This is a genomic window from Campylobacter geochelonis (assembly GCF_013201685.1).
GTDB lineage: Bacteria > Campylobacterota > Campylobacteria > Campylobacterales > Campylobacteraceae > Campylobacter_B > Campylobacter_B geochelonis.
This window is the reverse complement of sequence record NZ_CP053844.1, coordinates 689,210-703,036: the sequence shown is the minus strand read 5'-3', so window position 1 is coordinate 703,036 and position 13,827 is coordinate 689,210. Positions and strand designations below refer to the sequence as shown.

At 29.2% G+C, this 13,827-nt stretch carries 9 protein-coding genes and 1 CRISPR repeat array (1 of these 10 running past the window's edge); all 9 genes read right to left on the bottom strand.

The annotated features are described in order from the left end of the window. Window positions 1-2,674: direct repeats of the CRISPR family, unit length 30 nt; unit sequence GTTTCAATACAAAATTTGTTCAAGCAAAAT (it extends 7,672 nt beyond the left edge of the window). 275 nt (window positions 2,675-2,949) lie between these two features. Continuing rightward, window positions 2,950-3,255, bottom strand: a complete 306-nt coding sequence (gene cas2, locus CGEO_RS03280; protein ID WP_075493444.1) for a CRISPR-associated endonuclease Cas2 — start codon at window positions 3,253-3,255, stop codon at window positions 2,950-2,952. A gap of 101 nt (window positions 3,256-3,356) precedes the next feature. Further along, entirely contained in the window at window positions 3,357-4,250 is an 894-nt protein-coding gene (gene cas1b, locus CGEO_RS03275) for a type I-B CRISPR-associated endonuclease Cas1b (protein WP_242647984.1), read from the bottom strand. A 9-nt stretch (window positions 4,251-4,259) separates the two neighbouring features. Then, window positions 4,260-4,742, bottom strand: a complete 483-nt coding sequence (locus CGEO_RS03270; RefSeq protein WP_075540086.1) for a CRISPR-associated protein Cas4 — start codon at window positions 4,740-4,742, stop codon at window positions 4,260-4,262. Then, on the bottom strand, window positions 4,739-7,105 hold the full coding sequence (cas3, locus tag CGEO_RS03265) for a CRISPR-associated helicase Cas3' (RefSeq protein ID WP_106381569.1): 2,367 nt from the start codon (window positions 7,103-7,105) through the stop codon (window positions 4,739-4,741). Before cas3 ends, CGEO_RS03270 begins: the two co-directional genes overlap by 4 nt. Further along, window positions 7,093-7,857 (bottom strand): type I-B CRISPR-associated protein Cas5b, encoded by a 765-nt coding sequence (cas5b, locus tag CGEO_RS03260; protein ID WP_075540085.1) that lies wholly within the window; start codon window positions 7,855-7,857, stop codon window positions 7,093-7,095. Before cas5b ends, cas3 begins: the two co-directional genes overlap by 13 nt. After that, window positions 7,857-8,786, bottom strand: coding sequence for a type I CRISPR-associated protein Cas7 (locus CGEO_RS03255; RefSeq protein ID WP_075540084.1), 930 nt, complete (start codon window positions 8,784-8,786; stop codon window positions 7,857-7,859). Before CGEO_RS03255 ends, cas5b begins: the two co-directional genes overlap by 1 nt. A gap of 17 nt (window positions 8,787-8,803) precedes the next feature. Next, entirely contained in the window at window positions 8,804-10,456 is a 1,653-nt protein-coding gene (locus CGEO_RS03250; protein ID WP_075540083.1) for a hypothetical protein, read from the bottom strand. Next, window positions 10,453-11,169, bottom strand: coding sequence for a CRISPR-associated endoribonuclease Cas6 (locus CGEO_RS03245; RefSeq protein WP_075540082.1), 717 nt, complete (start codon window positions 11,167-11,169; stop codon window positions 10,453-10,455). Before CGEO_RS03245 ends, CGEO_RS03250 begins: the two co-directional genes overlap by 4 nt. Window positions 11,170-11,661: 492 nt before the next feature. Further along, window positions 11,662-13,827, bottom strand: coding sequence for an AAA family ATPase (locus tag CGEO_RS03240; RefSeq protein WP_075540081.1), 2,166 nt, complete (start codon window positions 13,825-13,827; stop codon window positions 11,662-11,664).

Genomic DNA, 13,827 nt, shown 5'->3' with positions numbered 1-13,827 from the left:
AGAGGAATTTAGGTTTCAATACAAAATTTGTTCAAGCAAAATTATCATTTGCCTCTGCTTTGTGTGCAGTTTGAAAAGTTTCAATACAAAATTTGTTCAAGCAAAATAAGATGGCTTTTTGTTTTACTTATACGAAGAAGAAAGGTTTCAATACAAAATTTGTTCAAGCAAAATCTAGTCTACCTGTCTTTAAATCTGCTTCACTTATTGTTTCAATACAAAATTTGTTCAAGCAAAATATTCATCTACTAGCCTTTTTAAGCATATTAGTAGCTGTTTCAATACAAAATTTGTTCAAGCAAAATAAGAGAAGAAAAAGGCTTAACACAAGCCGAATTAGCGTTTCAATACAAAATTTGTTCAAGCAAAATACACTTCTTACAGCCTTTGTTAATTCAATTGAACCGTTTCAATACAAAATTTGTTCAAGCAAAATAGATATGAAATTAAATGATGTTTATTTAGAATATTTGTTTCAATACAAAATTTGTTCAAGCAAAATCTAAGCATATTAACTCACAATCAAAGAAGCAACATCGTTTCAATACAAAATTTGTTCAAGCAAAATATAAAAAGGTAGTCGATATACACAACGATAGCTATGTTTCAATACAAAATTTGTTCAAGCAAAATACCTATTCTAAATGGGTATATAGAACTATAGCTCTACCGTTTCAATACAAAATTTGTTCAAGCAAAATTACTTGTTAATTTAAAATCATATTAAGGATATAAGAGTTTCAATACAAAATTTGTTCAAGCAAAATTCTTTGTGGACTTGACACCTTTACCTCCTTAAAATGTTTCAATACAAAATTTGTTCAAGCAAAATAAGGTTGGGGTTGAGAAGATTAACGGCGAGGTAACGGTGTTTCAATACAAAATTTGTTCAAGCAAAATGAAAAATATTACTTTTTTAGGTATGGGTGGCACTTGTAGTTTCAATACAAAATTTGTTCAAGCAAAATAGGCGTAAATTTAATAATTTTAATAAGGAGCGCAGAGTTTCAATACAAAATTTGTTCAAGCAAAATATGCCTAAGGTTCTTGTTAGTTCACTTAGTCTGCTGTTTCAATACAAAATTTGTTCAAGCAAAATGTATTGTAGTTTAGGAAGTCACTTATATCGCCTAAGTTTCAATACAAAATTTGTTCAAGCAAAATTTTTGTTAAAATAGTTTCATTCTTTCGCTCTAATGCGTTTCAATACAAAATTTGTTCAAGCAAAATAGTAAGTTTAGAAGAGTTAAGTAGTCTTGAAATTAGGTTTCAATACAAAATTTGTTCAAGCAAAATCTAACGGAGTATAAAAACAAACATAACTACTCATTGTTTCAATACAAAATTTGTTCAAGCAAAATAAAAAGAAAAAAACTATTTAGTAAAAAAGGTAAACAAGTTTCAATACAAAATTTGTTCAAGCAAAATCTGCCATACCACCTTTTTCAGTACTATCATTCTGTTTCAATACAAAATTTGTTCAAGCAAAATCCTCTTAATATATCTCTCATGCCACTTATATTTCTGTTTCAATACAAAATTTGTTCAAGCAAAATCAGATGCAGATTTTAATAAACTTGTTGCAATGGTGTTTCAATACAAAATTTGTTCAAGCAAAATTTTTGGCTAAGAGAAGAATTAACCCCTCTATCTAGCGTTTCAATACAAAATTTGTTCAAGCAAAATAAATCTATCTTTAAAGCACCTATTTTGCGAAGCGAGTTTCAATACAAAATTTGTTCAAGCAAAATCAACTTTACAGAAACAGTAGCTATAAGGATTTAAAGTTTCAATACAAAATTTGTTCAAGCAAAATTAAGTTCTGGAAGCTTAGCTGCAGCTCAAGTTCACAAGTTTCAATACAAAATTTGTTCAAGCAAAATTTTAGAAAGTGTTGAAATTTTAATCACTTCAAAACTAAAGTTTCAATACAAAATTTGTTCAAGCAAAATCAAATCGAGTATCTAGATTTAATCCCTATAGGGGAGTTTCAATACAAAATTTGTTCAAGCAAAATAAGATTAAAAAAAATGGACAAGAAAAAATAAAACTGTTTCAATACAAAATTTGTTCAAGCAAAATCCATTCTTGATAGTAAAATACAATCTAATACCAGAGTTTCAATACAAAATTTGTTCAAGCAAAATAAAAAATTTCTTTTGAAGAATGGGAATACAATAGGGTGTTTCAATACAAAATTTGTTCAAGCAAAATAAAACCGACTTAAAAGAAATAATAGTTATTCGCGAGTTTCAATACAAAATTTGTTCAAGCAAAATCAAATTTAGCGTTTTTGGATTTTTTATGGTTAGGGTGTTTCAATACAAAATTTGTTCAAGCAAAATATCGCCATTAATTAATATATCAACATTATTAGAACTGTTTCAATACAAAATTTGTTCAAGCAAAATCCCATATGAAATATGGAAATTTAGAAATAAAACAAACGTTTCAATACAAAATTTGTTCAAGCAAAATAATTGCCTTTGATACAACGCCTTACAATCTCAAGCGTTTCAATACAAAATTTGTTCAAGCAAAATTCACAACAAAACAGATACGCACACGCTTTTATAAAGTTTCAATACAAAATTTGTTCAAGCAAAATCAATATGATTTATCTTAGAACGTTCGAGCCACATCTGTTTCAATACAAAATTTGTTCAAGCAAAATAACGATAATTATTATATCCTAAAAACATCAAAATACCATAAAACTACCAAAATTAGGAGAGATAATGATAATTTTTCCAGCCTTTATTTAAATTTTTAACAATGACAAGTTAAAGAGCTCAAAGGTTCGAATTATAGACCTTTATAGATATTTTATCAAAAATTCAGTTGGAAAAATCTTAAGCAATCTTTTTTTGAAATTTAACTAAAAAAGTATAAAAATAAATTATAAAACAAAAGAAATTTTAAGCAAAATTAAGAATAAAATTACAAAAGTTACAAAAACATATCATTTTTATCAAAAGCCATTCCACCTATGCTAATTTCATCCACATCGCTTTGTCTTACAAGTCGTATTATGCTAACAAAATCGATATTTTTATCTATTATTTTTTCTATTTCGGCTTTAAATTTTATAAAATTCGATGGTGTAATCTCGCCTTTAAAAACTGATTTTTGATGATGTAAAAAATACTTCTTACACACCTTAAAAACCTTTGTAACACGCCTTTTTCCGGTATCACTTTCAAGCTCACTTATATCATAAAATACATAAGCATAGTTGTAATTTTTAGGTTTCATCTCTTATCTTTTAGGCTAAATGGCACAAATTCCACGCCCTCACATATAAATTTTATTAGTTTATAACCTTCAAATTTTAAAGCAGTTTTATATGAGATTTTTCACTTAAGTTTGGAGTGTAAAATAGTCTCATTTATCCTCTCTTCGAAGCTTTGCACAAATATTTTGCGTCCAGTTTCGTTTAAAAGACAAAAATTTAGCTTTTTTTCAAAATGCTTTTTTATATTTATTTTACGCAAATTTACAAGCTCAAAAATCGTTTTAAAAACAATAATCGGCTTAAAAACCTCACACAAATCAAGACTTAAACTAAACCTCGCTTCACTACTTTCGTGTAAAAAACTAATGCTTTGCTCAAGATGAGTTTGATAAATTGCACTTATAGTTTTAGTATAAAGCAAAGTGTTTCCAAAACTTATCATCGCATTCATAGGGTTATTTGGCGGGCGCTTAACTCGTTTTCCAAGTGCAAAACTTTCATCTAAAAACAGCTCAAAACTATCATAAAATTTAGCCCAAATTTGACCTTCGATAAACATTATTTGATTTATATTATTCGCCTTATCAAGTAAATTTAAAGCATCAAATTTTAGATATTCAAGCAATGCTTTAAGCTCGCTTTTTCCATGTCTAAAGTAGTGATAAAGCACTTCATATATGTTTAGCGCAATGCCTTTAACTATCGATTTAGCGATGATTTCTCTGTTTTGTAAAGACGCAACTTGAGCTATCAAAACTCGCCCACTTATCAAATTTTTTCTTGGATAAAAGCTTCCGCTATAGTTTCCATAATAGTTAAAAAAATGCAAAATAATGCCGTTTTTTGCTAAAAAATCAAGCAACTTTGTGTTGATACTAACCTCATTCATACAATAAATTTCACGCACACCTTCTATAGGCAAATACTTCGTCTCTTTTTCGTTTTTAAAAGCAAGCGAGTTGTCTTTTCGATAAAGTTCACCCATTGAAAAAATATAGCGAGTATGTAGTTTCATAATTTTTCCTTATATAAAGCAATAGCTAAAATACGCACATTTTTGACATTTACTTGTCTTTTTTGGTGATGGCGGGCTAGAAAGCCTAATAAGTTCTGTAATCTGCTGATAAATTTCATCAAGCCGGTCTTCTTTTTTGGGTGTAAGTTCAACTTCAAGTGTTTTTCTAGGGTTATTTTTATTTTCGCTAAACTCAAGTCTGCCACGCCTTATGATACCAACATCTTTTAGCGTTTTTAGATAAAAAAGCAGTTGCCAAGAAGCGGCGACTTCATCACTATCTGATTTTTTAAACTCCACGACAAACTCATCTGTGATTTTATCAAGCGCGATGTTTTCAAACTTTACTTCATCTTTAAATTTGTTTTCATGCAAGGCTTTACCGATTTTAACATCTTCACTGTTATCTTCTAAATTTATACGATTGTAGAAAAGATAGCATTGTCTTTTACAATGAAAAAAATAATTAATCAAAGTGCCAGTTATCTTCATACAAATAACTCTTGATTATTATAAGTTTTAGCAAAATTTGTTCTATTAAATTTACCATTTTCATCAACAAATTCTTTATAATTTTCTATAAAGCAAAAACTAAATTGCATTTTTGGTAAAGTTTTATATGGATAAACACTAAAAGAAAAAATATCTGAAAGTGCATTTAGTTTTAAAGCATTAAGTCTTTTTCTTGAAAAACTCTCAACGTTATTTTGCTCACAAATTCTTTGCCATACTTTGCTTCCATCGAGCAAACCATCTGTCAAAAACTCACTAATGTCGCCATATTCATCCATATTATATCCGCTAATATCAAGTTTAAACGGCAAAAAAACTCGCACTCTGTTATCATTTATAAGCTGCATTTTTTCTGAAATACTTTTGAAATTTAACTTTTTAATATCTTCGATAAAATTTTCTCGCATTGTTTTTAAAGAATTTTTTGCCTTTGAATTTTTCGTTTGAAGTTCTTTTAAAAGCATTTTATAGTATGGTGTAAAATCTTTATTTTCAAAAATAATTCGTAATTTTTCATCTTTAAGACTAAATTTCATTCTTTCATCATCATTATAAACTCTTTTTTTATCATCATATTCGAAAAAATAAACCAACGCACCCATTTTTAACGAACTTCTGTTAATCCTACCCAAAAACTGCTCTTCGCTCTCGATAGTTGCAATGTTTTTAAAGCCTAAATCCATATCTATATCAACCCCAGCTTCTATGACTTGCGTTGCTACGACTATTGCTTTTATATCAGTTTTAAGTTTTTCGATGGCTTGCTTTTGATAAAGTTTGTTATCATCGCCACTTAATTCAAATATATCATAACCATCAAATTTATCTTTAATATAATTAAAAAATTCTCTTGCGGAATTTTTAGTTATAAACTCAAAAAGTATTTTTTTATCTTTATGTTCTTTTGTTATTTCCACAAGCTTTTCAAAAATCTCATCTTTTGGCGTAGCTAAAAGTGAAAAATCAACTTTAACCCTATCTTTAAAAAGTTTATTTTGAAAAATATCGCGGCTATTTGGAAGCAAATCACACCAGTTATCTTCATTTTCTAACATAGATGATATTTTTGGTAAGGTTGCCGACATTATAATAAATTTAATATTTAATGCCTTAGCAAATTTATCAAAGAAAAATGCCATAAACTCCCATAAATTTGGATTATAGCTTTGAATTTCATCTAGTATTATAACCGAGTTTGCAAGTGAATATAGCGGATAGTTTTCCTCTTTTGTTATTCCAAAAAGTATTTTAAACAGCCCAACATGACTTGTTAAAACAAAAGGAGAGTTGAAAAACAGGCGATTTATATACGTTTTATCATAATTACTCTCTTTATCTTCTTGCTCATTTTCTCTAAATTCAGGCGATGTTATACTATTTGCAACAGCGATTTCAAGCTCATTTTCAAAAATGCTATCAAATACTGCCTTGCTTTGAGAAATCAAGGTATTAAAAGGAAAAACATAGAAAATTTTATTTAAATTTTGCTCTGATTTTAGCAAATTTAATGCCAAATTTAGTGATGTTATAGTCTTGCCGCTTCCAGTTGGAGCTTCAAGATAGAAGATGTTTTTATCACTATTTTTTAGCAGATTTTTTTCTGCTGTTTTATATATTTTTGCTCTTAAAGTATCTATTTCTTTAGTTGGCTTTAAAGTAGTATAAAATTTACTAAATTTAGCCAAAATAGCTTCTTTTTTATCCTTATCAAATACTCCAAAATCACTGATTGAAAGTTCATTCATATATTCACTTGTTGCATAAAAATCACTAGCTATCAAAAGTGAAAAATGAAGCTTAATAAAAATAAAAAAGCTTAAATCAAATTCAACTAAATTAAGCGAGCTTTTAAAAGCATTATCTAAATTATTTATGTCTGATAAATACTTCTCATCAAAGCCATCTTTTAAGCTTCCATGGTGATTTAAGACATTTGAAAGCAAGTGATAAAAAATACATACAAACCTATAAGCAATTTTGCTATTTTCTTTTGCTTTTTTAAAAATAAATTCTTTATAATGCTCTTTTAAAAACTCAAACGATTTATCAGAATGCGCTGTTGAGATATTTTTTGTGTTGAAGGCTGGATTTTTCATCTTTAAAGTTTGAAATGCTGGATTTGTCTTGCCAATATCATGCCAAATAATCAACTCATCAAATATCTTTATAAGGGATTCATCCTCTAAAATTTTCTTGCTTAAATTTACTATTAGCCCATCTAAGCTTTTTGCTTTTTTTATATTTTGTAGGTATTTTTTCGTTAATTTACTATGTTCTTTGAGTGTTTCGGGCTCTTTGTCTTTTTTAGTATGAGCCCAAATATTACTATCTACACAAAGCACACCACACCGCCATCATACTCAAACCACTCATCATCTAAAAGTTCGCAAATATAGTTCGTAAAGGCTATTTTTTCTAATTCGTAAAACATCATATCGTCAAATTTAAGAGGGTAAAACTCATGAAACAAAAATCCCAATTCGCCAAATTCAGGTTTGGTTGCTTTTGCATTTTTATCTATATATAAAGATTTTATAACACTCTTATTGTGGCTAAATTTAGTCAAATTTAGCTTTTTGATCTCACTTATATTTGCAAAATGATCATTTTTACCAAGGTAAGGGATAAACTCGGCTTTTTCCCTGCATAAATAGTTTGAAATTTTTTTAAACTCTTCACTTTCATCATCTTGTATCATTATCCGCCACGATGGATTTTCAAGCCACTGTTCTCTAACTATCAAGTTTCCGCCAGTTTCGCTACTTGCATATCCTACGCTATTGTTAAACACTTGAATTTTTTTAGAAAATCTTCCAAATTTAACAAGAGGTATAATGCAAATTTTAAGATGTTTTAACCTCTCATAAAATTCTGGCTCATCACTTTTATTAGGCTCGTTCAAAAGTGAATTTTTATCTTTTTGAATAATTTCTCTAAATTTTTGTGTATATCCGCCAAGTCCTATAATAGCTCCCAAAAGCCCAAGCAAGGTTGGTTTTGGGATATTATTGTATGTAAAATATGCATATTCATTTACATCTGGTTTTTTAAAATGAGCAAACTTTCCACTAAGCTTGAAGCTTAAAACTTGCATTAGATTTTATCTCCGTTATAAATGTTAAATTTATCAAATTTGCTTTTTACTTCTATAACTAATGGATTATAAAAAATTTCCGCTTTTATCACTTTATCTTTGATAAATTTTTCTATTTTTTCTAAATTTATAGCTCTATTTTGACTATCGAATTCGATATATTCACTCAAATCTGGCAGATAAATATCATTTTGAGTCTCTATAAAAAGTGCAAATTCATTCTCACAACCAAATTTAGAGTTTGAATTAAAATATGTGGCTCCAAGTCTTGCTGCTTTTTTAAATTTTTCATAGTCAAGCTCAGTATATCCAAAGCTCTCGTCACTTAAAATCTTTTTATACTCATCATAAGCTTTTGGATTTATACAAAATCCATAGAAATAGTGAGCCTCATCAACCATTATTTTAGTCCCAAGAGTGCTTTGTTTAGCCTCTACTCCCTCTTCTGCGTCTTTTTTTGTTTTTTCTTTAGCTTTTGAATCAGCAAAAGGCGATAAAATATCTTGAACTTCTACATTTGTAAGCTCATATTTATTCATTCCTTGACCTATCTGAACCGCTCCTGTTATAGATAAATTAAACCCTTCTTCTGCAAATGTTGCACCAAAATTTTTCACATCGATACATTTAAAAAGATTAGCCAAGACCTCCTTTGTTGCAGTTTCGCCTTTTTTTAGGTTGTTAAAAATCAGCCTATATCTATCTGCTAACTCATTTGGAACTATAGTATTATTTTTACCATCTTTAAAAGACTTCACATAAAGAACATTCTCGCCATCATTTTCCCACATCTTTTTCATAGGAAATTTAAGCGCTTTATCACTTGCAAAAATATCCCCACTTCCAGTACTTTTTGGTCTACCTGTAAAATCAGCATTCCAGTTTGCCATCTTTGCACCAATCCCTATAACTCCATATACTCTATTCATTTTTATTCTCCTTGAGTTTATTTTTTATCATCGTAAATTATATTTTTTGCCATCATTCCGGCTAAAATCATACTCTCCATATCGCTATTTATAAGTACATTATCAAAGTTTTGTAACAACAAATAAGCTTTGCTAAATTTAGCATCATTGATATAAATTTCATGCCTATACCTATCAAAATCTTGTTTTAAAACATTTTTTAACCTATCGATATTTTTTGCTTTTAAATATGGCTCAGCCAACGCATAAGTTTTATTTGATGTTTTGCTTTTGTGCATTAAAACCATAGCAACTTGTCCAGCCAAAAAACAATACTCATTTTGGTTTAATTTTTCTATATTCTCGCTTTTTAAAGCAGAACTAACTGTGTTTATGATAGCCTCTAAATCCATACTTTCTCCTTTGATTTCTCTTATGCTAAATATTAAATTTATAGCTTTTATTGCATTTTTCTTGCCAAATTTTTCATCTTGTAAAGCAATCTTTATAAAATCATTTGCATGTTTTTTGATAACATATAAAAAACTATCTTCACTAAATTTATAAAAATACTCTGCCATTGTATCTTTTGTTTGATAAAGTAAATTTTGTAAGTCTTTACTTATATAACTATTTACTTTTATGTCGTTATTAAAAATATTATTAAGCAGTTGCTTGCTATAAAGAGTTTGATTTATTTCAACTTGAAACTCACTAAATTTATTAATATCATTACTATTTTCACCACTATTTAAAAAATCTTTTACCGCAAAAGGTTTAAAGTTATAATCGTCTTTTTTAATAGGGATATAATCGTAATCTGTTATGATAGCCTTACCATTATCATTAAATCTAAGCAAATAAAAGTTTTTAAAATCATCTATAAACTTTCTGCTTTGGTAACTTAACCAATCGAATAATGCTTTTTGCATCAATACATTTTCTTGTGTCAAAAGAATAGGAACAATTTTTTTTCTATTCTTGTGCTCCAAAAATGGTTTTTTTGAGTTCATTCCCATATTGAAATTTGAAAGTCCATAAATTGCGCCATTTTTAAGGATATTATATGAGTTATCATTAAAAATTTTCAAATCGAGATAAATTTTTGATTCATCTTCATATTCACAAAAATTGCTATCTATAAATATTTTTATATAACCTTTTTTAATTTCATTATCTAATGCTATATTTTTTATGCCTTGTAAATTTGAAATAATAATATTTTTAGCTACATCTATTTTATTTAATCTATTTTTATCATCGATATAATTTTTATGAAAAGATAGAATTTCTTTATCTTTTGATTTATTAAATTTACTAAAACTTTTAAATACATCAAAATTCTCTGCTGATTCGCTAATCGTATAATCAAAATTTTCAACCTTAAAAAATAGAGTTAAATAATTAATACTATGAAATTTCTTATCAAAAACAGCTTTATTTGTATCCCACAATACACTTAGATAATCTCTTTGCTTAAACCACGTAACATCGCTACTTGTAGCCTCTTCGCCATTTAGCTTTAAAAGTTTATTTTCTTCATCTTTCTTGTAGCTTTTTACAATAAAGTGTTCGCACTTTTTTTCATCTAATTTTACATAAAGACCCTCTTTTAAATCATAATTATCAAGAATTAAATTTGGATTATTTTGTAAATTTTCGTTAAAAACCTCTAAAATTTCATTTATCACGACTCTCTCCCAACTCTTGCAAAACCAAACGCAAGGCTACCTTTTTCTCCTACCCCAAGGGCTAAAGCGATTTTGGCTAGATTTTGAGCGTATCTGTTTTCAGCAAAGTAAATTTGATAACGATACGCAAAAATTTGCCCATCTTTATATGTGAAAATAAATGGTTTATGGTTTTTTATCTCGATTAAATCAATTATCTCATCGCTCTCTTTTAGATTAAATTCGCCTCCATAAAGAGCAAATTTGGATTTTAAATTCACTTCTAAGCTTCTTTTAAGTTCACTTATATCGCTATCTTCTTTTGTCCAGCAAAACGCCTTGTTATCGATACTTACAGTGACTACAGCTGGCGACATCGTATAAAGGCTTTTTATAAATTTTGGCTTAAGTGTTGAGATTTTGCTTCCTAAAACTTCAAAATCAAGGCGGTTTGAAATCTCAAGGCAAGTTCTCATACGGCTAATGATTTCAAAACTAACACAACGCACCAAAAAATACACCTCATCTTCTGCCTTAAAACTATCTTTTCTATATCCATCATGCCTCAAAAAATCGATTGAATAAGGCTTTATACCATCTTGTATATGCAACTCTCTTAACTCATCATCTTCTAAAAATGAGCGGTTGATATTTTTGCTTAGAAACTCTGGATTTTGAAAGAAATCGACTGGCAATTTTAACTTAATAAAAACTTTTAATTCATATATTGTCATATTTTATCTTTTTATATAAATTTTTAATATTATACCATACAAATATGTTTTTTATAATTATATTTTTCGGATTTAAAAATTAGACTTTATAAACACTCTGTTTTTACTCATGGTTGTAATATCTTATAAAAATATTAAAGATTTTATCATTTTAAGCTTTGTTTCTTGTCGTAGAAAAATGGAGAAATAAAATGCTAAAAATAGCCTAAAACACCTATAAATTTATTATAAAAGTTTGGAAATTTTTATATCTTGCATTTAGAATGTATCTTTCTTCGCATCGATAACTCGCACATATTCACGAGAGGCGTTGAATTTTTTAAAGTTTTAAAAGTGTGAGTATGTGAATTTAAACAAGAGATAAAACATAAAATCAATCTTTGAAGTTTTAAAAGTGCAAGCATTTAAATTTAAAGCAAAAATCGCACCTAGATACAAAACACAAGCCTTAACTTATATTTTGTATCTAAATTTTTAAAGCAGCCTATAAATTTAATTACTTGCGAATTTAAACTCTAAATTTTCATCTTTCATATCAACGCTTACATTTCCACCATTTTTAAGTTTGCCAAATAAAATTTCGCCACTTATAGCATCGCTGATTTGAGTATTTACGACTCGTTTTAGATTTCTAGCGCCGAATTCCGCGCTGTATCCTTTGGCTATAAAATACTCTTTTGCCTCTTTTGAAACTTTGATTTTGATATTTTTAAGGCGAGATTGCAACTCTTTTATGGTTGCTTCGACTATTTTAAGCAAAATTTCGTTATTTAGTGGGTTAAAATTTATGATATTATCTATGCGGTTTCTAAACTCAGGCGCAAAGAACTCTTTTATAGCGCTTTGGATTTTATACTCATCATTTTTTGTAAAGCCCATTTGCGGGGCTTCTTTCGTGCCTAAATTTGATGTCATTATGATGATTGTATTTTTAAAATCCGTCGTTGAACCTGTATTATCAGTCAAATTTGAGTTATCAAAAATTTGCAAAAAGATATTTACCAAATTTGGATGAGCTTTTTCTATCTCATCAAGCAAAATCACGCTATATGGGTATTTTTTAATATTATTCGTAAGTACGCCACCACTTTCAAAACCGACATATCCAGGAGGAGAGCCAATCAGCCTTGAAACACTATGAGCCTCCATAAACTCACTCATATCAAAACGCTCGAAATTCACTCCTAAATTTTGAGCTAAAACCTTTGCAAGCTCGCTCTTTCCTATACCGCTACTTCCGGTAAATAAAAACACACCAATGGGCGAAGTATCATTTTTAAGTCCCGCATATGAGCGCATCAAAGCTTTACAAAGCGCAACCACCGCCTCATCTTGCCCAAAAATTTGGCTTTTTAAGTTTTTTTCCAGATTTTTTAAAACAGTCGTGTTATCTTTGTTTTGCGAGATGTTGCTTATGTTTGCACTTTTTGAAAGGGTGTTTATAATGTCCTCTTTTTTAACATTTGCGCCTTTTTTCTGACTTAGAGAAAAATACGCGCCAGTCTCATCTATCAAATCAATCGCGCTATCTGGCAAGAATTTATCTGTTAGATACTTTTTAGCAAGTTCAACCGCAGTTTTTAGCACCTCATCACTAAATTTAACCTCATGATGAGCCTCATAACGCCCTTTTAAGCCTTTTAAAATTTCAAAACTATCCTCTAAACCAGGCTCGTTAATATCGATTTTTGAAAACCTGCGAGCAAGCGCTTTGTCTTTGTTAAAATTTCTAAACTCAGCATAAGTTGTAGCGCCGATACATGAAATCTCACCTTGCGTTAGCGATGGTTTTAAGATATTTGCCATATCCAAACCACCGCCACTAACCTCGCCAGCGCCTATGATAGTGTGAATTTCATCTATAAAAAGAATTGCATTTTTATCCTTTTTTAGCTCATCAATCACGCCTTTTAGCCTCTCTTCAAAATCGCCCCTGTATTTTGTCCCTGCTATTAGCGCGCCATTATCAAGTGCGTAAACGATTTTTTCTTTAAGTCTGTCTGGCACTTCGCCATTGACGATTTTAAGGGCGATTCCATCTACTATGGCTGTTTTTCCAACTCCAGCCTCACCAACTAAAATGGGATTGTTTTTCTTGCGTCTACAAAGAGTTTCTAAGGTTTTATCTATCTCTTTTTGTCTGCCTATAAGCGGGTCGATAAGCCCATCTTTGGCTCTTTGGTTTAAATTTATACTAAATTTAGATAAAAAAGACTCATCTTCTTTATGCTCATTTTCCTCAAACTCATTTTCATCATCTAAGCTTATACCAGCTATGTTAAAGCTGTTTATGCCATGATGTTGCAAAACTTTTGCAGAGTCTAATGTCGAATCTTTTAGCAAAGTCTGGATGTATGTAGCACTATCAAAAATTGTTGAAGACATGCTTGCGTTGTTTAAAATAATCTCAAGAGAGTAGCTAAGAGTGGGCATAACGCCTTTATCTACTTTTGGATTTTTAGAAATGATAAGGCTTAAATTATCTATCAAATCTCGCGTATTTGTCTTTTCAAAAAGATTAGTTATAATCGCATCTATATCATCATCCATAGTCAAAATAACATATAAAAGATGCTCTGTTGTTATATACTCGTGGTTGTTTTGGCGAGCAAAATTGCTAGCTTCTTGAAGATAGTAAGTTATATGCGAATCTAACAT